Raw genomic sequence first — 24022 nt, forward strand, 5'->3', positions numbered from 1 at the left:
CGAAGCCGCTCAGATGGGCCGCGTATCGTCGGGATCGACGGGGCGGCGCTGCGGCAGCAGCAGCAACAGGCTGGTGAGCGGCCACAGCACGGCTTCCACGAAGCCGCTGATCAGATAGCCCCAGCCGGGGAAGGATGCGCCCATCACGAGGCGAATCACAAAGGGCACGACCTGCGTGCCCACCAGCATCGGCATGACGGCGAACATCTGCACGCCCAGCGACATCCACAGCACGCGGCGGTGAATGGTGATCGCGCCGAACGAGAGCAAAGTGTAGGCGAGCGCGTGCTCGCCGAGCAGATTCGCGTTGTGCACGTCCATCAGCAGGCCGAGGCAGAAGGCGATGCCCATGCCCACCTTGCGCGGCTGATGGATGTTCCAGAACAACAAGACGACCGCGACGAAATCGGGCACGCCGGGCAGCTTGCCCCAGGGCAGCAGGTTCAGCAGGAACGCCGCCGCCAGGCTAAAGGCGATGAAGTACGGGTTGACCGGCTGGAGGATGTATTGCGGACGCGCCATCAATGGCCCCCTTGTGCTGCGGGCGCCTTGGCGGGCGCTTTAGCCGCTGCTTTATCCGGCGCTTTGGCCGGCGCGGCTGGCTGCGCCGCCTGCGGCGCGCTTGCGGCCGGCTTGGCGGCGGCGGCCGGCGCGGCGGCCTTCGATTTGTCGTCCGCCTTTTTGTCCGCGCCCCTGGCGGCCTTTTTCTTCGCGTCCTTGGCTTCGGCAGCGGCGGCCGCTGCGGCTGCGTCGGCAGCTTCGACCGGATTCGGCGGCACCTGGCGCACGAAATGCAGCACCAGCACCTGGCGCGCCCCGCGCACGGCGGCCAGCGGCGCACAGACCACGCGCGCGAATGCGGTATCGGCCTGCTTGTCGACGCGGATCACCTTGGCGACCGGCAAGCCTTGCGGATAGACACCGTCGAGGCCGCTCGTGACGAGTTCGTCGCCGGTCTGCAGATCGGCGCTGATCGGCACGAAACGCAGATCGAGCAGATCGCCCTTGGCGGTGCCGTAGATCACGCTGCGCAGACCCGTGCGCACGACCTCGACCGGTACGGCCTGGTCCTTGTCGGTCACGAGCGTCACTTCGGACTGCATCGGAAATACCCGCGTGACCTGGCCGATCACACCGTCTTCGCTGAGCACGGGCGCGCCGTTTTGCACGCCTTGCTGCGAGCCGCCGCCAATCACGACTTTCTGCGTGAACGGGTCGCGCGTGTCGTACTGGATTTCGGCGGGCGTCGTGGGGGCGCCGATGCGTTGCGAAAGCTGCAGCAGCGCGCGCAGATGAATGTTTTCGGCAGCCAGCGAGGCGGCCTGGTTGGCCTGCTGCGAAAGCTGGAGATTGCGCGCGTGAAGCTGCGCATTGTCCTGGCGCAGCGAGGCGCTGGTGACGGCCAGATCGGCGGCGCCCATAAAGAGGTCGCGCGGCACGAGCGCTGCGCGTTGCAGCGGATAGAGGCCGGCGCCAAGCACGCCGCGCACGACTTCCAGTGTCTTGAAGCGCGCGTCGGAGATCAGCAGCGCGATCGACAGCACGACGAAGAAGAGCAGCCGTGCGAGTGCCGAGGGGCCCTGCTTGAACAGAGGCGGCGGACTGTATTCCATGGTCTGCGCCGGGGGCGTATGCGGTTCGGTGAAACTAACGGTGAAACGTGAGGCGCATCAGCGGCGCGGCCCGCAGCGGTTTGGAGAAACCGCCGGGACACTCCGCTGCGCGGCGGCGCACAGGCCGCCTCTCACGTTCGTTGCGCGTCGATGGTAGCGGATTTGCCGGTGACCTTGCGCCGTCGATTGCATCAGCGCTTGCATCCGCATTTGCGTTTGCACTTGCGTCTGCATTTGCGTGAGCATCGACTGCGCCGCCCGCGCCCGCCGCCAGGCGCTTACTCGTACGAGAAGATGCTGCCCAGCTTGTCCATGCGCTCAAGCGCCATGCCCGAGCCGCGCACCACGCAGGTGAGCGGATCTTCGGCGACCAGCACCGGCAGACCGGTTTCTTCGGCCAGCAGACGGTCCAGGTCGCGCAGCAGCGCGCCGCCGCCCGTGAGCATCATGCCGCGCTCGGCGATATCGGCGCCCAGTTCCGGCGGCGTTTGTTCCAGCGCGATCTTCACCGACGAAACGATCTGGTTCAGCGGATCGGTGAGGGCTTCGAGGATTTCGTTGCTCGAAATCGTGAAGCTGCGCGGAATGCCTTCGGACAGGTTGCGGCCCTTGACTTCCATTTCCTTGACTTCGGAACCCGGGAAGGCCGAACCGATTTCCTTCTTGATGGCTTCGGCGGTTTGCTCGCCGATCAGCATGCCGTAGTTGCGGCGGATGTAGTTGACGATGGCTTCGTCGAACTTGTCGCCGCCCACGCGCACCGAACCCTTATAGACGATGCCGCCCAGCGAGATCACGCCCACTTCGGTCGTGCCGCCGCCGATGTCGACGACCATCGAGCCGGTGGCTTCCGAAACCGGCAGGCCTGCGCCGATTGCGGCGGCCATCGGTTCTTCGATCAGATAGACCTGCGAAGCGCCTGCGCCGTGCGCGGCTTCCTTGATCGCGCGGCGCTCGACCTGGGTCGAACCGCAGGGCACGCAGATGATGATGCGCGGCGACGGCGAGAACATGCGCGATTCGTGTGCAGTCTTGATGAACTGCTTGATCATCTGTTCCGTGACGGTGAAGTCGGCGATCACGCCGTCCTTCATCGGGCGGATGGCTTCGATGTTGCCCGGCACCTTGCCAAGCATCTGCTTGGCTTCCTTGCCGACCGCCTGGATCGTCTTCTTGCCGTTCGGGCCGCCTTCCTGGCGGATGGACACGACCGACGGCTCGTCAAGGACGATGCCCTTGCCGCGCATGTAGATCAGCGTGTTGGCGGTACCGAGGTCGATCGCGAGATCGTTGGAGAAGTAGCTACGCAGAAAACCGAACATTCAAAAATCCTGTCTCGCTTGTGGCCGACCTACGAGACGAGCGGGTCACGGGCGGCAGCGGAAAAAATAACAGTCTCAGGACGGGCGGAAAGCGCCGCCGCGAGGAGCCTGAAACTGCGGGAATGGTTACCGGAGGCGGCCCCGCTGCGCGCCAACTGAGCGCAAATTGCTGCGTTCAGGGATGAAAGGCAGACGCAAGGCGGTCCGGGTTTGAGTCGAACGCGTAATGATACCTTATAATTTTGCCTGTTTTGCAGGATCCGAAAGCCAGTTTTTGACCTCGTCGAAGCTTTCTTCCACCCTCGGATCCGGCGCGATAAATCGCTGTTGCAGCACCGTTTTTTGCGTGCCGCTCCAGTCTCAATTTTTTCCGGTGACCGCATGGCCCTGACCCTGACCGATGTGAAGCGTATCGCGCATCTCGCGCGCCTCGAACTGGCCGATGCCGAGGCCGGCAATACGCTCGAACGCCTGAATAACTTCTTCGGGCTTGTCGAGCAGATGCAGGCCGTGGACACCACGGGCATCGCGCCGCTTGCGCATCCGATCGAACAGATCGAAGACGTCGCGCTGCGACTGCGCGAGGACGCGGTAACCGAAACCGTGGATCGCGACGCCTACCAGCGCCCCGCGCCCGCGGTACAGGACGGACTTTACCTTGTCCCGCGTGTGATTGAGTAAACAAACGCTCATTTTGGTGGCGTTTTCGAAGAAGTTCGAGTCATCTGAGCTTAACTTCTGAAACGTTGCCGCCCCCGAATTGGCGGGGCGCAGCCCGCGCGTGCGCGAGGCGCTCCCGGACGGTGCGATCGTTGTGGTCGCCCCGTTACGATCTTCCAGGAATCACGCAATGCATGACAAAAGTTTGACCGAATTGCGCGCCGCACTGGCCGCGAAGGCGTGCTCCGCAGTCGAACTGGCCCAGCATTTCCTCGGCCGGATTGAGGCACATCAAGACTTGAACGCCTTTGTCGACGTCAATCCCGAATTGACGCTCGCCCAGGCGAAAGCCGCCGACGCGCTGCTGCATTCGGGCCACGGCGGCCCGCTGGCCGGCATTCCGCTCGCGCACAAGGATGTGTTCGTCACGCGCGGCTGGCGCTCGACGGCAGGCTCGAAGATGCTTGCAAACTACGAGAGCCCGTTCGACGCCACGGTGGTGGAGCGCCTCGCGCGCGCCGGCATGGTGACGCTCGGCAAGACCAATATGGACGAATTCGCGATGGGCTCGTCCAACGAGAACTCGCACTTCGGCGCGGTGAAGAACCCGTGGGACATCAAAGCGGTGCCGGGCGGCTCGTCGGGCGGCTCCGCCGCCGCCGTGGCCGCGCGCCTCGCGCCCGCCGCCACCGGCACGGACACGGGCGGCTCGATCCGTCAGCCCGCGTCGTTTTCGGGCATCACGGGCATCAAGCCCACGTATGGCCGCGTGTCGCGCTACGGCATGATCGCGTTCGCCTCGTCGCTCGACCAGGGCGGTCCGATGGCGCAAAGCGCCGAAGACTGCGCGCTGCTGCTCAACGGCATGGCTGGTTTCGACGAGCGCGACTCCACCAGCCTCACGCGCGAGCACGAAGACTACACGCGCCACCTCGGCCAGCACTGGACGCCGGAGGCCTCCGCCGACAAGCCGCTCAAGGGTCTGCGCATCGGCCTGCCGAAGGAATACTTCGGCGCGGGTCTGGCCGACGACGTGCGCGCCGCCATCAACGCCGCGCTCAAGACCTATGAGTCGCTGGGCGCCACGCTCGTGGAAGTCACGCTGCCCAAGACCGAACTGTCGATTCCCGTGTACTACGTGATCGCGCCGGCGGAAGCCTCGTCGAACCTCTCGCGTTTCGACGGCGTGCGCTTCGGCCATCGCGCGGCGCAGTACGGCGATCTGCTCGACATGTACAAGAAGTCGCGCGCGGAAGGCTTCGGCCCCGAAGTGAAGCGACGCATTCTGGTGGGCACTTACGTGCTTTCGCACGGCTACTACGACGCGTACTACCTGCAGGCGCAGAAGATCCGACGCATCATCGCGCAGGACTTCCAGGAAGCGTTCAAGCAGTGCGACGTCATCATGGGCCCGGTCGCCCCGAGCGTGGCGTGGGACCTCGGCGCGAAGGGCGACGATCCGCTGCAGATGTACCTCGCCGATATTTACACGCTGTCGACCAGCCTCGCCGGCCTGCCCGGCATGAGCGTGCCGTGTGGCTTTGGCGCGGGTGCGAACGCGCAACGTCCGGTCGGTCTGCAGATCGTCGGCAACTATTTCAACGAGGCCCGCATGCTGCAGGTCGCCGACGCTTTCCAGCGCGCGACCGACTGGCATCGCAAGGCGCCGGCAGGGGTGATAAATGAGCCCCCACACTCACTTCGTTCGTTGCCCCCCGGGGGGGCGCATGCCTCCCTTGAGGCGGCTCGGCGGGAGGCATGAGCATGACCACACAATGGGAAGTCGTTATCGGTCTTGAGACGCACGCGCAGCTGTCGACGGTCTCCAAGATCTTCTCCGGCGCATCGACGCAGTTCGGCGCCGCCCCCAACACGCAGGCCTGCCCCGTCGATCTCGCGTTGCCGGGCGTGCTGCCGGTGATGAACCGCGGTGCGGTCGAACGCGCGATCCAGTTCGGTCTGGCGATCGGCTCGACCATCGCGCCGCGCAGCATCTTCGCGCGCAAGAACTACTTCTATCCGGATCTCCCCAAGGGCTATCAGATCAGCCAGTACGAGATCCCGGTGGTGCAGGGCGGTCAGATCACGATTCAGGTTCCTGCCAACGAAAAGACCGGCAAGGAAGGCTACGAAAAGACCGTCAACCTGACGCGCGCGCATCTGGAAGAGGACGCGGGCAAGTCGTTGCACGAAGACTTCGCCGGCATGACGGGCATCGACCTGAATCGCGCCGGCACGCCGCTGCTCGAAATTGTCACGGAACCTGAAATGCGCAGCGCGGCGGAAGCCGTAGCTTATGCGAAGTCGCTGCACACCCTGGTCGTGTGGCTCGGCATCTGCGACGGCAACATGCAGGAAGGTTCGTTCCGCTGCGACGCGAACGTCTCCGTGCGCCCGGTCGGCCAGAAGGAGTTCGGCACGCGCGCGGAAATCAAGAACCTGAACTCGTTCCGCTTCCTCGAAGAAGCCATCCAGTACGAAGTGCGCCGCCAGATCGAGCTGATCGAAGACGGCGGCACGGTGGTGCAGGAAACGCGCCTCTACGATCCGGACAAGCGCGAAACGCGTTCGATGCGCAGCAAGGAAGACGCGCACGATTACCGCTACTTCCCCGACCCCGACCTCATGCCGCTCGTAATCGACGCGGCGTGGGTCGAACGCGTGAAGGGCGAAATGCCCGAGCTGCCGGCCGCCATGCAGACGCGTTTCGTCGAGCAATACGGCGTGACGCCGTACGACGCCACCGTGCTGACGTCGAGCAAGGCGATGGCCGCGTACTTCGAAGCCGTGGTGGCCAAGGCAGGCGCCGCGCAGGCCAAGGCCGCTGCAAACTGGCTGATGGGCGAAGTCTCGTCGCAGCTCAATCGCGAAGGTCTCGACATCGCCGCTTCGCCGGTCACGGCGGAACAGTTCGCGCTGCTGCTCGCACGGATCGCCGACGGCACGATCTCGAACAAGATCGCCAAGGAAATCTTCCAGGCGATGTGGGACGAGAAGGCCACGGACGCAGGCGCGGTCGACCGCATCATCGAAGCGAAGGGTCTCAAGCAGATCTCGGACACCGGCGCGCTCGAAGCGATCATCGACGAGGTGCTCGCTGCGAACCCGAAGTCCGTCGAGGAATTCCGCGCGGGCAAGGAAAAGGCCTTCAACGCGCTGATCGGCCAGGCCATGAAGGCCACCAAGGGCAAGGCAAACCCGCAGCAGGTCAATGAACTGCTGAAAAAGAAGCTGGGCTGATAGTCTGTCAGACTGTGGGTCGGCAAGCTGGCGAGGCGGCGTCGCGCAAGGGTGTGCGGCGCCGCCTCGCCGCTTGAAGAGGCGGATTCACAAAGGAGAACTGTAGCGATGGCGAAGTCCCCGAATCTCGACGATTTCCGCGTGCCGTATCACGGCGGCAAGAAAGCCGATTCAAAGGCCGATTCAAAGATCGATTCGTTCAACCCCGAGGCCATCGACCCATCGGCCAAGCCCTTTTCCACCGGCAGCAAGGACGGCGACCGCGAGCGGCTCGCGGCGATTGGCGAGAAGCTCGACCTGCTGCAGGAGCGCCTGCATGCGCAGCGTCATCAGCGCGTGCTGCTGGTGCTGCAAGGCATGGACACGAGCGGCAAGGACGGCACCATTCGCGGCGTGTTCCACGAAGTCGATCCGCTCGGCCTGCGCATCGTGCCGTTTCGCGCGCCCACGCCCATCGAGGCGTCGCACGATTTCCTCTGGCGCGTGCATATGCACGTCCCGGCCGCGGGCGAGCTGGCGATCTTCAATCGCAGCCACTACGAAGACGTGCTGGTGCCGCGCGTGATGGAGCAGATCGATGCCGCCGAATGCGAGCGCCGTTATGCGCAGATCCGCGACTTCGAACGCATGCTGGTGGAAAACGGCACGACCATCATCAAGTGCTGGCTGCACATATCGAAGGACGAGCAGCGCCGCCGCATCCAGGCGCGCATCGACGATCCTTCGAAACACTGGAAATTCGATCTTTCCGATCTCGAAGCGCGCAAGCACTGGGACGCGTATCAGGCGGCGTATCGCGACGCGCTCGCGGCCACCTCGACCGAACATGCGCCCTGGTATGTAATTCCCGCCGATTCGAAGACGCATCGCAACGTCATGGTGGCCGAGCTGCTACTGCGTCTGATGGAAGGTCTGAAGCTCGAATTTCCGCCTGCGAAGCCCGAACTGGAGGGCATGAAGATCGAGTAAGCACCGATTTTCACGCTCTCAACGAACACTCAAAAAGGATTGAAAAAAATGCTGCGTGTGATCACCGCGAACCTCAATGGCATCCGCTCCGCGGCGAAGAAGGGCTTCTTCGAATGGTTCGGCGAACAGAACGCCGACGTGCTCTGCGTGCAGGAAATCAAGTGCTCGCAGGACGACATGACGCCGGAATTCCTCGCGCCGCACGACTTCAAGGGCTACTTCCAGCATGCCGTGAAGAAGGGCTATAGCGGCGCGGGCGTGTATGCGCGCCGCGAGCCGGACGAAGTCATCATCGGCTTTGGCAGCGAGGAGTTCGACGCCGAAGGCCGCTATGTGGAACTGCGCTTTGGCGATTTGTCGGTGATTTCGGTGTACGTGCCGTCGGGTTCGAGCGGCGACGAGCGCCAGCAGGCCAAATATCGTTTCATGGACGTGTTCATGCCGCATCTGGCGCAGCTGAAGGCGCAGCGCGAAGTGATCGTGTGCGGCGACGTAAACATCGTCCACAAGGAAATCGACATCAAGAACTGGAAGGGCAACCAGAAGAACTCCGGCTGCTTGCCCGAAGAGCGCGCGTGGCTCACCCAGCTGTTCGACGAAGTGGGTTACGTGGACGTGTTCCGCACGCTCGATCCCCGTCCCGAGCAGTACACGTGGTGGAGCAATCGCGGTCAGGCGTATGCGAAGAACGTGGGCTGGCGTATCGATTACCAGATCGCCACGCCGGGCGTTGCCGCGACCGCAAAACGCACGGACGTCTTCCGCGATATCAAGTTCAGCGACCACGCGCCGCTGACGGTCGATTACGACTGGAAGATCAAGAAGAAGTAAGCCTCGCCACCGCGCGTGCGTGGCGGTGACGCGTTCAGGGCGCCGCCACCATTTTGCGCCGTTGCACCGCCGCGATGCCCTGGTAATCGGGCAACGCATTCAGCGGCTTGCCGACGGCCTTGGCGTAGAGCGGCATCATGTCAGCAAGACGCTTGGCGATATCCGCGCGCCGCGCCGGCGTGTACGGATGCACGTAGATGAAGCCCTGATCGCGGTCCGACTTCGTCGCCACCGCGAGCTTGTCCCACAGCGTGAGCGCCGCGCGCGGATCGAAACCCGCCCGCGCGGCGATGTCGCTGCCGATCACGTCGGCTTCGGTTTCATCGGCGCGGCCATAATGCATTTCCACCAGACGCGAGCCGATTCCCAGCGGAAACACGCCCAGATCCGCGAGACCGAATAACTGCGGCACCACGCCCGATTCGATCTGCGCGCCCTGCTGCTCGCCCAGCCGCTCGCGCACGTGTTCACGTACGGCATGCGCGATCTCGTGGCCGAGCAGCATGCCCAGTTCGTTGTCGTTGAGCTTGACGCGGTCGAGCAGGCCGCCGTACACCACGATCTTGCCGCCCGGCAGACAGTACATGCGGATATCGGGCGAGCGGATCACCGCCACTTCCCACTTCCAGTTCTTGACGCGATCGCTCCACTTGAGCGCGTACGGCGCGAGCCGGTCGACGAACTGGCGCACGCGCATCACATGCGGATCGCTATCCGGATAGAGCAGCTTCGAGTGCGCCGCGCCGCGCACGATCTCGTTGTATTCGGCGGCGGCCTGGGCTTCGAGCGCGGGCGAGGGAATCAGATTGCGAAACACGCCGATATTGCCGAAGCGCACCACGCGGCCCGTATTCGGTCCGCTGTTCTGCATGGCAGACGGCGTATTCGCGTTAACCGGATTGGCGTTGAGCGGCGCGCCGTTGCTCGCGGGGGGCAGACTTGATGCGTTCGCGGAGGCCGCGCCCGCCGTTTCCGCGGCGCTGGAGAGGCCAGCGGGCGTGGCGAGCGTAGACGTGGAAGCGGAACTGGCTGAATTGGCGGCGGGGGTTTCCGTTGCTTGCGCGTAGCCCGCCCCAAGTGCCAGCGCGAGCGCGCACAGGGCGCCGCGTAGGCCCTGACGCGCAAGATCACGTTGTGGCCCCGTTGCCTGTGCGTCTATCCCTCCCGGACGGCGAGGCGTCGACAGGGAAACACAGGCGGCATGCTGAGGCGGGGTCACTTCCGGATTCTCCACGGGGCGATTCGAATGAGCAGGAGCATACCCGGCAAAGCGAGCAGCGTGCAGGCGATGAAGTAATCGAACCAGCCGATCTTCGCGACCACATAACCGCTGGCGGCGGACGCCAGCGTGCGCGGCACCGAGGCCAGGCTCGTGAAGAGCGCGAACTGGGTGGCGGTGTAGCGCGGGTCGGTCGTGCTGGCAATATAGGCCGTGAAAGCGGCGAGCGTGAGGCCGGTCGCGAAGGTTTCAAAGCCGTAGACGAGCGCCAGTGCCACCGCGCGCGGATCGAGCGTGAGCTGGGCATTGGCGCCGAATACGCTGGCGATCTGCGCGACGCCGTGGCTCGCCGTCACGACGGCGTCGTAGATCAGTGCAAGCGTCGGCGAATCGGGGCCGAGCTGCGCCAGCCACGCGAAACCGAGCGTCGACACCATCTGCAGCAGGCCGAAGATCCACAGGCCGCGCCCGATGCCGATCTTCACCAGCGCGATACCGCCCAGAATGCCGCCCGCGAGGCTCGCGCCAAACGCGGTCATCTTGGCGATCACGCCGATCTCGGTGCGCGAATAGCCGATATCGAGGAAGAACGACGTCGACAGCGTGGTCGCCATCGTATCGCCGAGTTTGTACAGAAAGATGAAGGCCAGCACGAACAGCGCAGCGGCGAGGCCGTCGCGATTCACGAATTCGGCGAACGGCTGCACGATGGCTTCGCGCAGGTTTTTGGGCGGTGCGCCGTGCACTTCGGGCTCGCTCACCACCAGCGACATCAGCATGCCGGGAATCATGAAGGCCGCCGTCACGACGAACACCGTGCTCCACGGCAGATGATCGGAAAGAATCAGCGCAAGCGAACCGGGCACCAGCGCGGCGATCTTGTAGGCGTTGACGTGGACCGCGTTGCCAAGGCCTTGCTCGGTATCCTTGAGCAGTTCGCGCCGGTAGGCGTCGATCGAAATATCCTGGCTCGCGCCGAAGAAAGCCACCAGCGCCGTCAGCGCGGCCACGGTCCAGATCGACTCTTTGGGCGAAACAAAACCGAGCGCCGCGATCGCTGCGGCCACCAGAATCTGCGTGACCAGCATCCAGCCGCGCCGACGGCCCGGCTTCCAGCCCGGCAGGCGCGGCACGTAGCGGTCCATCAGCGGCGCCCAGACGAATTTCCACGTATAGGGAAATTGAATCAGCGCGAACAGGCCGATTTCCTTGAGATTGACGCCTTCGGAGCGCAGCCAGGCTTGCACCAGATAGACGAGCGTGAACAGCGGCAGCCCCGACGTAAAGCCGAGGAACACGCAGGTCAGCATGTGCGTGTTCAGGTACGCGCGCCAGCCGGGATGTGCTTCGTGTGCATTGACGTCATGCGCGTCATGATCTTCGCGGGCGGAGGCCTCTTGGGGCGGTATTGGCATGTCGTCGGGTAGCGGCGGCGCGGCGTAACTAATTGGAGGTGGTGCGAAACGCGCGTCGCCGGTCCCGGCGTCAGCGTTTCTTCACGCGATAGACCGCAAGACTACCACGCCAGTTCACCCCCCATCGAACGGTCTGGCCCCCATGCAGCACGGCGCGGTCGAGAATTTCGATGCCCACTTCGGGCGCGAGCGCCTCGAAATCCTTCACCGTGAGCACGCGCACGTTCGGCGTGTTGTGCCACTGGTAGGGCAGCGATTTCGACACCGGCATGCGGCCTTTGAGCACCGAAAGCCGGTGCGGCCAATAGCCGAAGTTCGGGAACGAGACGATGCATTCCTTGCCCACACGCGCCGTCTCGCGCAGGATCGCGGCGGTCTGGTGAATGGTCTGCAGCGTCTGCGAAAGAATCGCGAAATCGAAGCTGCCGTCCTCGAACAGGCGCAGGCCGTCTTCCAGATTCTGCTGGATCACGTTGATGCCGTTCTTCACCGAAGCGAGCACGCCCGCGTCGTTGATCTCGATGCCGTAGCCCGAACATTCGAGTTCTTCAGTGAGCAGCGACAGCAGCGAGCCGTCGCCGCAGCCCAGGTCGAGCACCTTGGAGCGCGGCTCGATCCAGCGCGCGATGGTGCGAAAGTCGGGACGGGCGGAAAGACTGTCGAATGCGCTCTGGTTCATGCGCCCACCTCTGCGGCAATGCGTTCGTAATAGGCGCGCACCACGTTGTGATAGCGCGCGTCGTCGAGCAGGAAGGCGTCGTGGCCGTGCGGCGCGTCGATCTCCGCGTAGGTCACCTGACGCTTGTGGTCGAGCAGCGCCTTGACCAGTTCGCGCGAGCGCGCGGGCGCGAAACGCCAGTCGGTCGCGAAGCTCGCCACCAGGTATTTCGCCTTGGTGTGCGCGAGCGCGCGCGTGAGATCGCCGCCGTAATCCTTGGCGGGATCGAAGTAGTCGAGCGCGCGCGTGATCAGCAGATAGGTATTCGCGTCGAAGTAATCGGCGAACTTGTCGCCCTGATAGCGCAGATACGACTCCACTTCGAATTCCACGTCGAAATTGAAGTTGTAGGCGTCTTCTGCGCCCTCGGCGCGGCGCAGCGCACGGCCGAACTTCTCGGCCATGTCGTCGTCGGACAGATAGGTGATGTGGCCGATCATGCGCGCCACGCGCAGGCCGCGTTTGGGCTTCACGTTATGCGCGTAGTAGTCGCCGCCGTGAAAGTCCGGATCGGACAGGATCGACGAGCGTGCTACTTCGTTGAACGCAATGTTCTGCGCCGACAGTTTGGGCGTGGAAGCAATTACGATGCAATGGCCAAGGCGATCGGGATAGCGCAGGCTCCACGCCAGCGCCTGCATGCCGCCAAGGCTGCCGCCCATCACCGCTGCAAATTTTTCGATGCCGAAGCGATCGGCCACGCGCGCCTGCGCGTCCACCCAGTCTTCCACGGTCACGACCGGGAATTTCGCGCCCCACGGCTTGCCGGTGGCGGGATCGATGCTCATCGGGCCGGTCGAGCCGAAGCACGAGCCCAGATTGTTCACGCCGATCACGAAGAAGCGGTTGGTGTCGAGCGGCTTGCCCGGACCGACCATGTTGTCCCACCAGCCGACGTCTTTGGGGTTGTCCGCGTAGACGCCCGCCACATGGTGCGACGCGTTGAGCGCGTGACAGACGAGCACCGCGTTGCTGCGTGCGGCATTGAGGGTGCCGTAGGTCTCGACCACGAGGTCGTACCCGGCCAGCGCCGTGCCGTTCTGCAGTTGCAGAGGCACGTCGAAATGCAGTGTTTGAGGAGCGACGATGCCGATCGATTCCATTCGTTCCGCCTGTGTTTTTCGGGCGGCTAAACGGTGTCGGCGAGCGCGGAGTGCGAAAGAGTTGGCGCAGCTGACGACCTCTTTAGCCGCATTTATATCGAACTTCGCCGGGCTCATGCCCCACGAAGTTCACGCGCCCGCAATCGAGTCAGCAAATCGGCGCGTGGGTATTCCAAAAGGAACGCTGAGTATATCGGAAAATGTGCAAAGCGGCCGCGCGCGGGCTAGCCGGGCCCGCGCCGTTCATTCATTCGCCCGTGTGCCGCGCGAGCCCGCGAAGTCTCAGCGCAAGGCCGGATGGGCGTTGCGCCAGCGACGTAACTGCAAGGCCGCGACGATCATCAAGAACCCGTAAGCGATGGCGTAGGCGGCGATCATCCAGATCAACGAGAGCGCCCCGGCGCCCGGGAAGGCAAAGATGAAGAACCCCACCGCGGCCGAAAGCAGTCCCGAAATCCCCACCGCCCACGGGTGTGCGATGGCGTGTCGGTACTGGATTGCGTAGATGATCTCGAAGATGCCGGTAGCAAGCGCCCAGAAGCCGATGATCATCACGAGGATGACGGCGGTTTCGCCGGGCCAGAAGAACGCCACCAGCCCCGCAATCACGCCGATCAGGCCAACGACTATATAGGTCCAGCGCCGCGTGCCGCCGCCGCGCGCGCCGTAGATCAGCGCGAACGCGCCGTCGACGATCGCGTAGGCGCCCCACATGATGGCGAGGGTGAGGACAGTGAGGCCGGGCATCGAGAAGGCGAGGAAGCCGAAAAGGATGGCGGCCATCCCACGCGCAACCAGCCAGCCCCAGTGCGCGGCCAGCGAGGTGAGGGCGGGGTGTAGGCCCTTGGAGGATATCGCCTGGTTCATGCCCGTTCTCCTTTATGACGGCATGCGGCCCGCCTCAAGAGAAGGCGCGGCCGCGTTACTGCAGGATGACGCGAATCTGCTCGACGGCGTGTTCGCTGGGAGAGCGCGTGAAACCGCTTTGCGCATAACGATGCCAGCAACCCATCACATAGCGAATGAGCAGATTCGCACGAATGGCGGGATCGTACCCTTCTGAAGCGGGTGCTGTGCGTGCCTCATCTATCCTCGGAACACCTTTTCGTTCGGCCTCCTGCGCGAGATCAACGCGCAGGCACTGGCGCAGCGACGCCTCGATGCGGTCGAGCATCTGGTTCACGCGCTCGGCGAGGCGTTCGTGTTCGCCCACCAGCGCCTCGCAGGTAAGCACGCGCGTCATACCGGCGTTGCGCGTGGAAAAATTGACCAGCATTAGCGCAATGGCGCGCGCCTGCAGGGCACCGCTGGGCTCTTTGTCGACGATCTGGTTGATGAGCCCGAACAGCGTCTGCTCGATGAAGTCGATCAGGCCTTCGTACATCTGGGCCTTGCTGGCGAAATGGCGATACAGCGCCGCCTCGGATACGCCGATCTTTGCCGCGAGCGCCGCCGTGGTGATCTTCTCGCCGCGCGGCGTTTCGAGCATCGAAGCGAGCGTCTGCAGGATGTGCACGCGGCGCTCGCCCGGCTTCGGGCGGCTGCGGCGCGGCGCGTCTACAGGTGTTGCCGATGATTCTGCTGCTACGACTGCGTCACGCGTTTCCAACGAATGGCTCGGCTGCATGAATGTCGCCCCTGAGTGGCCCTAAGTGCGGCTGGCGGGCTGCGCGGTTATCCGTGCGTCGCCGTGCCGCTGGGTCTTGCCGTTTATCGTCGCTCTGGAGGCGCATGGCGCATCCGGCGAATGTCGTATCAAGCTGCGCCCGTGGTCCGTCGGGCGCAAGGTTCAGGCGCGCGGCCGGCCCCGCAACGGCATGTGCTGCAGGCCGCGTTGCAGCGATTTTAGCGAACGAATCCGGTGATCGACATAGTGCGGTCGGCTGCAGCGCGCCAGGTGCGCGGGCAGGTGACCGGTGATCCAGACCGTGCGGATGCCCAGACGCCGGTAGCGCTTCAGATGCCCGTGCGTGTCCTCGACGAGGATCGCATCCGCGAGTGGCGCGCGCGCCTCGCGCAGCACGGCGCGCAGCATGCCGTGGTCGGGCTTGGCGCGCCAGCGTCCGCGCGTCTGCATGTGCTCGATCGCCACCACGCGCTCGAACAGCTGCTCGATGCCCAGCTCCGCTAGCATGGCGCGCGCGTAGGCTTCGGGCGCGTTGGTCAGCACGATCTTGCGGCCCGGCAGCGCCGCGAGCGTGCGGGCCAGGCCGCGCTCGGCGTGAACCATATTGGGCAGATCGGGGAAGGTGTGGACGACCTTGAGAAAGTCGTGCGGATCGATCGGATGATGGCGCGTGAGACCGAGCAGCGCTGCGCCGTAGCGCTGCGTGTAACTTGTGCGCAGATGATTGGCGACCTCGCGGCTCACGCCGAGCGCATCGATGATGTACTGCGTCATGCCCCGGTTGATCGCGGGGAAGATCGAGCGCGTGGCGCAGTGCAGCGTGTTGTCGAGATCGAAGAGCCAGACCGGCGTGTGCCGATGGGCGGCGCAGCCGCCATTTGAGCCGCGCACGGAGTGCGGGCGACGGCGAAGCGGAAGTGCGGTATTGGACAGACTGTGGGGCATGCTGGCGGGCGTCCGGCGGGTCATCGTGCTGCGTTCATCGAAATGCGGTTATCGACTGCAAGCGCTGACGTCGCGCGTGGGCATGCGCCACGAGATTGCGCCAGCCCGAAGCTGGCAACCGGCAGCGATGTAACACCGCCGCCGGCGTGCTGCGCAGTTCAATGCGAGCGGATCATCGTGCCGAACGGCTGCTCGGTCAGGATTTCCAGCAGCACCGAATGTTCGATGCGGCCGTCGATGATGTGCACCGAGCGCACGCCGCTCTTGGCCGCATCCAGCGCCGACGAGATCTTCGGCAGCATGCCGCCCGAGATCGTGCCGTCTTCGAATAGCGCGTCGATTTCGCGCGCGGAAAGATCCGTGAGCAGGTTGCCCGACTTGTCCATCACGCCGGGGATGTTCGTCATCATGACGAGCTTTTCTGCGTTCAGCACCACCGCGAGCTTGCCCGCCACGAGGTCGGCGTTGATGTTGTACGACAGGCCGTCTTCGCCGAAGCCGATCGGCGAGATCACCGGAATGAAGGCGTCGTCCTGGAGCGCCTTGACGACCGCCGGGTTGATCGCCTCGACCTCGCCCACCTGGCCGATGTCGATGTACTGGCCCGGGTTGTCGCGGTCCGGCATCATCAGCTTGCGTGCGTGGATCAGGCCGCCGTCCTTGCCGGTCAGGCCGACCGCGTGGCCGCCGAAATGGTTGATCAGCGTAACGATGTCCTGCTGCACTTCGCCGCCGAGCACCCACTCGACGACTTCCATGGTTTCTTCGTCCGTGACGCGCATGCCCTGGATGAAGGTGCCCTGCTTGCCGATTTTCTTGAGCGCCGTGTCGATCTGCGGGCCGCCGCCGTGCACGATGACCGGGTTGATGCCCACGAGCTTGAGCAGGATCACGTCGCGCGCGAAGCCCTGCTTGAGACGCTCTTCGGTCATGGCGTTGCCGCCGTATTTGATGACGACGGTCTTACCGTGGTACTGGCGGATATACGGCAGTGCTTCGGCCAGGATTTCGGCTTTCAGGGTGGGCGCGATCTGCGAGAGGTCGATGGGCTCGGACATGGCGGCGGGCTGGACTGGAAAACGGGGCGAAAAACGCCTGAAAGGGCGCGCTAGCAAAAGCGCGGACGAATCAGGGCGAATTGTACAGGACTGGCGCGCTGCAACAGGGTTTTCGCCAGGTGGGGAGCCCGGCGACGCAGCGATGCGACAGGTCGGGCGTTTGCGGCGGCATTGACGGGCTTCTTCGGCGATTTTGCGTCGAAAGCCATGAAATTCCCGCGACAGCCGATCTTGCGCGGGACATCGAGGCGCGCGGCGCGCTGTGGCATCATTTCGCCATCGCCGACGCTGGTTTTACTGGGAGCGCGCCGCCATGACCGCCTCCGCAACACCCGCCCACGCAGTCCGACATTCTCGCTGCCCGCGCTGCGGCAACGCCTTCGACTGCGGGCGCAACACCGAGCCCTTCGATTGCTGGTGCAAGGCGCTGCCAGCGGTGCCCGCCAACCAGCTCGACCCGCGCGGGCGCTGCATGTGCCCCGAATGCCTGGCCGCCGCCGTGGCCGCTGGCGGGCAACCGAAGGGCAGCGCGAGCCACTGACCAAAGGGGTCCGGGACACGGCCCCGGGCGCCGCTCAGGCCTGTTTCGCCCGATGGTCGGCAGCGAGCTTCGCCAGATCGGCGCTCATTGTGTCGAGCACCGCCTCCCATTGCCGGAACTGTTGCTGGCGATACAGCGTGGTGTGCGGATACCACGGGCTGTCACGGCGATCCAGCATCCAGACCCAGTGCGGGTTCACATCGAGCAACACCCACGAACGCTGGCCGAGCGCGCCCGCCAGATGCGCCGCCGACGTGCAGACCGAGATCACCAGATCGAGCGCATCGATGAAAGCGGCGGTGTCGTCGAAGCTCCGCCACTCCGCGCTGTAGTCGATCACTTCAAAACCGGCCGCGCGCGCGGCTTCGATTTCAGCCGCAGCGCCCGGTTGCAGCGAGTAGAACACCACGTTGTCGATGCCGCCGAAATGCCGGGCGTAGCGCTCAAGCCCCACACGCCGGAATGGATTGCGTTTGTGCGTGAGGCTGCCCGTCCAGGCCAGCCCGACTTTCAGCCGTGTTTCGCCCGCCAGACGCTCGCGCCAGCGGGCCGCCGCCGCCGGCTCGGAAGCCAGATAGCGCGTGGGACCGGGAATCGTCGCTTCGCGTGTGTCAAAGAACCCGGGCAGGCTGACGAGCGAAATCTCATAGTCGAACGGCGGCAGCGCCTCGACCGGACCGCCCGCTGTGTACAGATCGTAGTGGCCATGCATGCTGCGCGCGAGCAACGCGCCCATCTGCGGAAAGGAATTCCAAACGAGCCTGCCGCCTTCGCGGCGCACACGTTCGGCGAGCATCGGGATATAGCGGCTGAATTGCAGCAGATCGCCCATGCCCTGTTCGCCCCATACCAGCAGCGTGCGGCCGGCGAGCGGCTCGCCGCGCCATGTGGGTTTGGGAAACACCGGGCGGCCCGAGGCGAGTTCGCTCGATCCTTGCCAGCGCAACTCGTGATCGGCCCAACCTTCCGCGAAGTTGCCCCGCACGAGCCGCGTCATCGACAGGTTCACGCGTATCGATGCGTCGTTGGGGGCATACTGGCAGGCGGCGCGGGCGGCCCGCTCGGCTTCGTCCCACAATTGGGCTTCCTTGCAGGCCATCGCATAGTTGTTGAGCGCAAGCGGGCTGTGCGGCGCGAGCGCGATAGCTCGCCGGCTCGCTTCCAGGGGACGTGAGGCGCGGGTTTCGTCAGGGCGCACACGGCCGAGATTGATCCACGCGTTGGTGTCGTCGGGATTGGCCTCGACGCATTCTTCGAGCAGCCCCGCGACTTCATCGCCGTTTGAATTGATCTGCATCAAGGCGGATGCAAGATTGTTGCGCAGATTTGGAAACGTTCGGTCAATGGCAAGCGCGCGGCGGTAAGGTGCTACGGCCTCGGCGTGGCGATTCGCAAATTGCAGCGCGATGCCTGCCGCAAACCAGGCTGCCGTGCGTTGCGGTTCGACCCGGGCGATCGCGGCGCAAAGCCGGACGGCTTCCCCGGCGAATTCGGGATGTTTGGCGCGCGCGGCGGTGAGCATGAGTGCGTCGTCGCTGAATCCGCGCAGTGCGGTCCGCGTGGCATCGAGCAGACTGTCCACCGATGGCTTATCAGACAAGTCGGACATATCGCCGCAGGCGGCATCGACGAAATCGAGAAAGAGATCTCGCGCCATTTGGACAGGATTGGGCACGGGATCGGGATCGGGCACGGAATCGGGCTTAACGGAAGTCATCTGCTGCTTGCCTTATCAGAATGAGTCGTCGCGTTTGTAGTCGACGGATGTCAGATATTGGAACAGAGCTTTTCGAGACAATGAATAAGACAAGTCCGAACAGGTAAACTGACGCCATGCATCGCATAACTGTCAGTGCCCGCGTCAATCTTAGCCATGTGTTCTGGCTGCGTAGCCTCGCCATCATTGGCCAGCTGTGCACGATTGCGTTCGTGCAATTCTTCTTCGGCGTGCAATTGCCGCTGCCCGCCATGCTCTTCGTGATCGCCCTCGAAGTGGCGTTCAACGGCGTCACCTGGCTGCGCGTCACGCAGGATCGCCCCGAGTCCGATCTCGAACTGTTCGGTCAACTATGGGTCGATCTGGGCGCACTTTCCGCGCTGCTATTTTTATCGGGCGGCACGACCAATCCCTTCGTTTCGCTCTATCTGCCGTCGCTAGCCATCGCGGCGGCCGTGCTGCCCTGGTATCTCACGGCGTGGCTCGCGTGCTTCGCCGTGGTCTGCTACGTGCTGCTCGGCTTCGACAACGTCCCGCTCAATCTCGACAATCCCGCCAACCTGTTCGATTACTACCGCGCGGGCATGTGGGTGAACTTCATGGTGAGCGTGGCGCTGATCGTGTGGTTCGTGGCGCGCATGTCGCGGGCGCTGCGCCAGCGCGAGAACGCGCTCGCCGACGCACAGCAGCGCCTGTTGCGCGACGAACGCGCCGTGGCGCTCGGCGTGCAGGCGGCCACCGTCGCCCATGAAATCGGCACGCCGCTGTCCAGCATCGCCATGTTGACCGAAGAACTGCGCGACATCGCCCGCAGCGACAAAGGCCTCGAACCCTATTCCGCCGACCTCGAATTGCTCGACAAGCAGATCACGCTTTGCACCTCGGCGCTTGCTCGGCTGAGGAGCCGCGCTTCGTCCACGGGCAGCCGTCAGGCGGTTAGCGAATGGCTCGGTCCATTCGTCGAGCAATGGCGTCTGCGCCATCCGCATGTGAATTTCGAACTGCCTGGCAATGCACCCGAAGGCTTGTTCCTCGACGACACCGTGGCCGTCGGCCAGATCCTCACCATCCTGCTCGACAACGCCGCGCGCGCTAGCCGCGACTTTGTGACGCTGCGCGCCACGCCCCTGCCAGGGTATATCGATTTCGAAGTTTGCGACGCCGGGCCGGGTATCCCGCCGTCCTTGCGCACGTCGCTGGGCGCGGCGCCCGTGGACAGCACGCAGGGCGGTCATGGCGTGGGGCTCTATCTGGCGTTTTCGTCGGCGGCGCGTCTGGGCGGATCGATCGATCTCACCGACGCTCCCGCGCAAAGCGGCAAGGGCGCGGCAGGCCTGGAAGGCGGCACGGGCCGCCCGCGCAAGGCTCGCGGCACGCGCGCGGTGCTGCGCGTGCCGGTGACAGAAGGGCAGGTGGGCGAGGCGAATCCGGCCGCTAATTCGCGCAACGGCGCGGCAGCGGCGCTTTAAGACAGGGGATCAGGGATGGCGCGACCCGGCGGGCAATGACGCGGTCCGCCGCGCGGCTCGACCTGATCAAAACGGAACATCGGTGCAACACGGAGAAAGTGGCATGAGCGATATGAATTTTCTGGTGATCGACGACGACGAAGTCTTCTCCGACATCCTTGCGCGCGGTCTCACGCGGCGCGGCTACCAGGTGCAGCAGGCGCACAACGCCGAAGAAGCGATCCGCTTTGCGAACCAGCAGAAGTTCGGGCAGATCACGGTCGACCTGCATCTGGGCAACGACTCGGGCCTCACGCTGATCGCGCCGCTGCGCGATCTTCAGCCCGACGCACGCATGCTCGTGCTGACCGGCTATGCGAGCATCGCCACGGCGGTGCAGGCGGTCAAGGACGGCGCGGACAACTATCTGGCCAAACCCGCCAACGTGGAAATGATCCTCACGTCGCTGCAAGGCGATGCGAGTTCGCTGCAGGCGGAAGCCGCCATCGAGCATCCCGCGCCGCTGTCGGTCGCGCGCCTCGAATGGGAGCACATCCAGCGCGTGCTGTCCGAACACGGCGGCAATATTTCGGCGACGGCGCGCGCGCTCAACATGCATCGCCGCACGCTGCAGCGCAAGCTCGCCAAGCGCCCGGTCAAGCAGTAAGCCGCGCTGTTTCTGGCGTCGCAATGAAAAAAGCCCTGCAAATGCAGGGCTTTTTGCTTTGAAGCACGAGAAAAGCGCTTACAGCACGTAGCGCGACAGATCCTCGTCCTGTGAGACTTCGCCCAGCGCCTTGTCGACGTAAGCGGCATCGACGGTCACGCTTTGGCCCGCGTGATTGCCCGCGGCGAACGACACGTCTTCCAGCAGCTTTTCGATCACCGTGTAGAGACGGCGCGCACCGATATTCTCGGTCTTCTCGTTGACGGAGAACGCGATTTCCGCGAGGCGGCGGATACCGTCTTCGGCGAAATCGAGCTGCACGTCCTCGGTGGCGAGCAGCGCCTGGTACTGCTTCACGAGGCTCGCGTCGGTCGCCACCAGAATCGCTTCGAAGTCCTTCACGGACAGCGATTCCAGTTCCACGCGAATCGGGAAGCGACCCTGCAGTTCGGGGATCAGATCGCTCGGCTTCGAGAGATGGAACGCACCGCTCGCGATGAACAGGATGTGATCGGTCTTGATCATCCCGTACTTCGTGTTGATGGTGGTGCCTTCGACCAGCGGCAGCAGATCGCGCTGCACGCCCTGACGCGAGACTTCGCCGCCGCCCGCGCCTTCGTTGTTGCGCGAAGCGATCTTGTCGATTTCGTCGAGGAACACGATGCCGTTCTGCTCGACGTTCTGCACGGCCTTCTGCTTGACCTCTTCGTCGTTGAGCATCTTGGCCGCTTCCTCGTCGGTCAGCAGCTTGAGCGCTTCCTTGACCTTGACCTTGCGGCGCGTCTTCTTGCCGCCGCCCAGGTTGGCGAACATCGAACGGATCTGCTCGGTCATGTCTTCCATGCCCGGCGGCCCCATGATGTCCATGCCGGATTGCGGCATTTCCACGTCGAGCTCGATTTCCTTGTCGTCGAGCTGGCCTTCGCGCAGACGCTTGCGGAAGGTCTGGCGCGTGGCGTTATCGCCGTCGGCGGGCGTGCTTTCCGGGGCGGCGCTGAAGCCCACCGGACGCGCGCCCGGCAACAGGATGTCGAGGATGCGGTCTTCGGCCTGATCGGTGGCCTTGCTGCGCACCTTGCGCATTTCCGATTCGCGCGTCTGCTTCACCGAAATTTCGATGAGATCGCGCACGATGCTGTCGACGTCACGGCCCACGTAGCCCACTTCGGTGAACTTGGTCGCTTCGATCTTGATGAACGGCGCGTCGGCGAGCTTGGCCAGACGGCGGGCGATTTCGGTCTTGCCGACGCCCGTCGGCCCGATCATCAGAATGTTCTTCGGCGTGATTTCCTGGCGCAGCGGCTCGGCCACTTGCTGGCGGCGCCAGCGGTTGCGCAGCGCGACAGCCACGGCTTTCTTGGCCTTCGCCTGGCCGATGATGTGCTTGTCGAGTTCCGAGACGATCTCGGCGGGAGTCATGGTGCTCATCGTGATTCCTTGTCGTCCTGGTGGGTTACTCGATGGTTTCGATCACGCGGTTGTGATTGGTGTAGATACACATGTCGCCGGCGATTTCGAGCGATTTTTCGACGATCTCGCGCGGCGAGAGGTCGGTGTTGTCGACGAGGGCCTTGGCAGCAGCCTGGGCATACGAGCCGCCCGAGCCGATTGCGCAGATGCCGCCTTCGGGATCGAGCACGTCGCCGTTGCCGGTGATGACGAGTGTGGTGGTGGCGTCGGCGGCGATCAGCATCGCTTCGAGACGGCGCAGCATGCGGTCGGTGCGCCAGTCCTTGGCGAGTTCGACGGCGGCGCGGGTGAGATTGCCTTGATGTTTTTCGAGCTTGGCTTCGAAGCGGTCGAGCAGCGAGAACGCGTCGGCGGTGCCGCCGGCGAAGCCGACCATGACCTTGCCGCCGTAGATGCGTCGCACTTTCTTCGCGCCGCCCTTCATGACGATGTTGCCGAGGGTGACCTGGCCGTCGCCGCCGAGGGCGACCTTATCGCCGCGCCGCACGGAAACGATCGTCGTGCCGTGAAATTGCTCCATGTGCGTTCCTTTTACCGTTGATGCCAGGTAGAGAATGGCGCGGCTTGTGGCTCGCGTGCCGCGCCATCGGGATTCGGTACGCGCCGCGCGTGGCCCAAACGCTGACCTGAAGCGGCCGCGCCAGGGTGCGCGAGCGGGCGTGTCGGTAGAAGTTTAGGGCGGCAGCGGGCAGTTCAAGGGCTCGCGGCGCACAAAGCGAGATAAAGGGAGCGCGTGCGTGGGCAGGCGCGCCGCTTGCCCACGCCGGCGGCGCGCAAATAAAAAAAGCGCACGGGACGCCGTGCGCTTCTTCGAGGAAGGCAGTCGATCCGGCGCGCGCCCACGCGAGGCGCGGGAGCGCCGGTAGCCGTCAGCCGGTCAGTCGCCGAACAGCTTCTGACGCAGTTCGCGGCGCTCCTGCGCTTCGAGCGAGAGCGTGGCGGTCGGGCGCGCGAGCAGACGCGGGATGCCGATCGGCTCACCGGTTTCTTCGCACCAGCCGTAGTCGCCCGATTCGATGCGCGCGATCGATTGCTGCACCTTCTTGAGCAGCTTGCGCTCGCGGTCACGCGTGCGCAGTTCGAGCGCGTGCTCTTCTTCGATCGTCGCACGGTCGGCCGGATCGGGAACGATCACGGTTTCGCGCAGATTCTCGGTGGTCTGGCCCGCATTGCGGAGAATTTCCGCCTGCAGCTGTTCGAGCCGGTTCTTGAAGAAGGCGAGCTGATCCTCGTTCATGTAATCCTTGTCGCTCATCTTCAGGATTTCGGCTTCGGTCAAGAGTCGTTTCGTCGTCATCTGGCTTGCTTCTTCAATGAGTGAGGCAAAACTGGCACAGTTTGCCTGCACTTTTGTGTTGCCCGCAGTGGTCTTCACCACCTGATTACTACGCAAAACCGCGCTTTAACGCGCGTTTTTTCACGCCAGGGTGCGCACCGACGGGCACGGACGGTGATTTGT

General features: G+C 64.3%; 23 protein-coding genes. 8 read left to right on the forward strand and 15 right to left on the reverse strand.

Annotation, left to right across the window (positions count from 1 at the left end; translation table 11 throughout):
- Window positions 1-9 precede the first annotated feature (9 nt).
- The 3 genes from mreD to F4827_RS04210 form a co-directional block, all read right to left on the reverse strand.
- Window positions 10-522: a rod shape-determining protein MreD gene (gene mreD / locus F4827_RS04200; RefSeq protein ID WP_183721954.1), complete on the reverse strand. Its 513-nt coding sequence runs from the start codon at window positions 520-522 to the stop codon at window positions 10-12.
- Complete coding sequence (mreC, locus tag F4827_RS04205; protein WP_183721957.1) at window positions 522-1613, reverse strand: rod shape-determining protein MreC; 1092 nt, start codon at window positions 1611-1613, stop codon at window positions 522-524. Before mreC ends, mreD begins: the two co-directional genes overlap by 1 nt.
- Before the next feature lie 278 nt (window positions 1614-1891).
- Window positions 1892-2935 carry a rod shape-determining protein gene (locus F4827_RS04210; protein ID WP_004189550.1) on the reverse strand — a complete coding sequence of 348 codons (1044 nt, stop codon included), beginning with the start codon at window positions 2933-2935 and terminating at the stop codon, window positions 1892-1894.
- A gap of 381 nt (window positions 2936-3316) precedes the next feature.
- Here F4827_RS04210 and gatC point away from each other — a divergent pair, with 381 nt between their 5' ends.
- The 5 genes from gatC (at window position 3317) to F4827_RS04235 (ending at window position 8635) form a co-directional block, all read left to right on the forward strand.
- Window positions 3317-3616, forward strand: a complete 300-nt coding sequence (gene gatC / locus F4827_RS04215) for an Asp-tRNA(Asn)/Glu-tRNA(Gln) amidotransferase subunit GatC (protein ID WP_167063914.1) — start codon at window positions 3317-3319, stop codon at window positions 3614-3616.
- 169 nt (window positions 3617-3785) lie between these two features.
- Window positions 3786-5357, forward strand: coding sequence for an Asp-tRNA(Asn)/Glu-tRNA(Gln) amidotransferase subunit GatA (gene gatA / locus F4827_RS04220; protein ID WP_183721960.1), 1572 nt, complete (start codon window positions 3786-3788; stop codon window positions 5355-5357).
- A gap of 2 nt (window positions 5358-5359) precedes the next feature.
- Entirely contained in the window at window positions 5360-6835 is a 1476-nt protein-coding gene (gene gatB, locus F4827_RS04225; protein ID WP_183721963.1) for an Asp-tRNA(Asn)/Glu-tRNA(Gln) amidotransferase subunit GatB, read from the forward strand.
- 108 nt (window positions 6836-6943) lie between these two features.
- The gene (locus F4827_RS04230; protein WP_183721966.1) at window positions 6944-7804 is read left to right on the forward strand and encodes a PPK2 family polyphosphate kinase; all 861 of its coding nucleotides are present in this window, start codon (window positions 6944-6946) and stop codon (window positions 7802-7804) included.
- A gap of 48 nt (window positions 7805-7852) precedes the next feature.
- Window positions 7853-8635: an exodeoxyribonuclease III gene (locus tag F4827_RS04235; protein WP_183721969.1), complete on the forward strand. Its 783-nt coding sequence runs from the start codon at window positions 7853-7855 to the stop codon at window positions 8633-8635.
- Between the two features lie 34 nt (window positions 8636-8669).
- Here F4827_RS04235 and F4827_RS04240 read toward each other — a convergent pair whose 3' ends face one another.
- The 8 genes from F4827_RS04240 to argB all read right to left on the reverse strand — a co-directional run bounded on the left by F4827_RS04240 (window position 8670) and on the right by argB (window position 16720).
- On the reverse strand, window positions 8670-9854 hold the full coding sequence (locus F4827_RS04240; protein ID WP_183721972.1) for a M48 family metallopeptidase: 1185 nt from the start codon (window positions 9852-9854) through the stop codon (window positions 8670-8672).
- On the reverse strand, window positions 9851-11269 hold the full coding sequence (locus tag F4827_RS04245; RefSeq protein ID WP_183721975.1) for an AmpG family muropeptide MFS transporter: 1419 nt from the start codon (window positions 11267-11269) through the stop codon (window positions 9851-9853). The genes F4827_RS04240 and F4827_RS04245 overlap by 4 nt, the downstream gene beginning before the upstream one ends.
- 70 nt (window positions 11270-11339) lie before the next feature.
- Window positions 11340-11948, reverse strand: a complete 609-nt coding sequence (gene metW / locus F4827_RS04250) for a methionine biosynthesis protein MetW (protein WP_183721978.1) — start codon at window positions 11946-11948, stop codon at window positions 11340-11342.
- Window positions 11945-13090 (reverse strand): homoserine O-acetyltransferase, encoded by a 1146-nt coding sequence (locus F4827_RS04255; RefSeq protein ID WP_183721981.1) that lies wholly within the window; start codon window positions 13088-13090, stop codon window positions 11945-11947. The genes metW and F4827_RS04255 overlap by 4 nt, the downstream gene beginning before the upstream one ends.
- Before the next feature lie 282 nt (window positions 13091-13372).
- Window positions 13373-13957, reverse strand: coding sequence for an HdeD family acid-resistance protein (locus F4827_RS04260; protein WP_183721984.1), 585 nt, complete (start codon window positions 13955-13957; stop codon window positions 13373-13375).
- Window positions 13958-14012: 55 nt separating this feature from the next.
- Window positions 14013-14717, reverse strand: coding sequence for a nucleoid occlusion factor SlmA (gene slmA, locus F4827_RS04265; RefSeq protein WP_183721987.1), 705 nt, complete (start codon window positions 14715-14717; stop codon window positions 14013-14015).
- Between the two features lie 162 nt (window positions 14718-14879).
- The gene (locus F4827_RS04270) at window positions 14880-15686 is read right to left on the reverse strand and encodes a pyrimidine 5'-nucleotidase (RefSeq protein WP_409258759.1); all 807 of its coding nucleotides are present in this window, start codon (window positions 15684-15686) and stop codon (window positions 14880-14882) included.
- Window positions 15687-15820: 134 nt separating this feature from the next.
- The gene (gene argB, locus F4827_RS04275; protein WP_183721994.1) at window positions 15821-16720 is read right to left on the reverse strand and encodes an acetylglutamate kinase; all 900 of its coding nucleotides are present in this window, start codon (window positions 16718-16720) and stop codon (window positions 15821-15823) included.
- 313 nt (window positions 16721-17033) lie between these two features.
- Between argB and F4827_RS04280 the strand changes: the two genes are divergently transcribed.
- Window positions 17034-17261 (forward strand): cysteine-rich CWC family protein, encoded by a 228-nt coding sequence (locus tag F4827_RS04280; protein ID WP_183721997.1) that lies wholly within the window; start codon window positions 17034-17036, stop codon window positions 17259-17261.
- A 34-nt stretch (window positions 17262-17295) separates the two neighbouring features.
- Here the strand turns inward: F4827_RS04280 and F4827_RS04285 are convergent, their stop codons facing one another.
- Window positions 17296-18978: a tetratricopeptide repeat protein gene (locus F4827_RS04285; protein WP_183722000.1), complete on the reverse strand. Its 1683-nt coding sequence runs from the start codon at window positions 18976-18978 to the stop codon at window positions 17296-17298.
- Window positions 18979-19094: 116 nt separating this feature from the next.
- Here F4827_RS04285 and F4827_RS04290 point away from each other — a divergent pair, with 116 nt between their 5' ends.
- Together F4827_RS04290 and F4827_RS04295 are read left to right on the forward strand one after the other, a co-directional pair.
- On the forward strand, window positions 19095-20447 hold the full coding sequence (locus F4827_RS04290) for an ATP-binding protein (RefSeq protein ID WP_183722003.1): 1353 nt from the start codon (window positions 19095-19097) through the stop codon (window positions 20445-20447).
- A gap of 103 nt (window positions 20448-20550) precedes the next feature.
- Window positions 20551-21093, forward strand: a complete 543-nt coding sequence (locus F4827_RS04295) for a response regulator transcription factor (RefSeq protein WP_167063944.1) — start codon at window positions 20551-20553, stop codon at window positions 21091-21093.
- A 78-nt stretch (window positions 21094-21171) separates the two neighbouring features.
- Here F4827_RS04295 and hslU read toward each other — a convergent pair whose 3' ends face one another.
- From hslU to dksA, 3 genes are all read right to left on the reverse strand, one after another.
- Window positions 21172-22521 carry an ATP-dependent protease ATPase subunit HslU gene (gene hslU, locus F4827_RS04300; RefSeq protein ID WP_183722006.1) on the reverse strand — a complete coding sequence of 450 codons (1350 nt, stop codon included), beginning with the start codon at window positions 22519-22521 and terminating at the stop codon, window positions 21172-21174.
- A gap of 25 nt (window positions 22522-22546) precedes the next feature.
- The gene (hslV, locus tag F4827_RS04305; protein WP_103702740.1) at window positions 22547-23083 is read right to left on the reverse strand and encodes an ATP-dependent protease subunit HslV; all 537 of its coding nucleotides are present in this window, start codon (window positions 23081-23083) and stop codon (window positions 22547-22549) included.
- 357 nt (window positions 23084-23440) lie between these two features.
- Window positions 23441-23860, reverse strand: coding sequence for an RNA polymerase-binding protein DksA (dksA, locus tag F4827_RS04310; RefSeq protein ID WP_027815854.1), 420 nt, complete (start codon window positions 23858-23860; stop codon window positions 23441-23443).
- Between the last annotated feature and the right edge of the window lie 162 nt (window positions 23861-24022).

The organism is Paraburkholderia bannensis (genome assembly GCF_014200455.1).
Lineage (GTDB): Bacteria > Pseudomonadota > Gammaproteobacteria > Burkholderiales > Burkholderiaceae > Paraburkholderia > Paraburkholderia bannensis_A.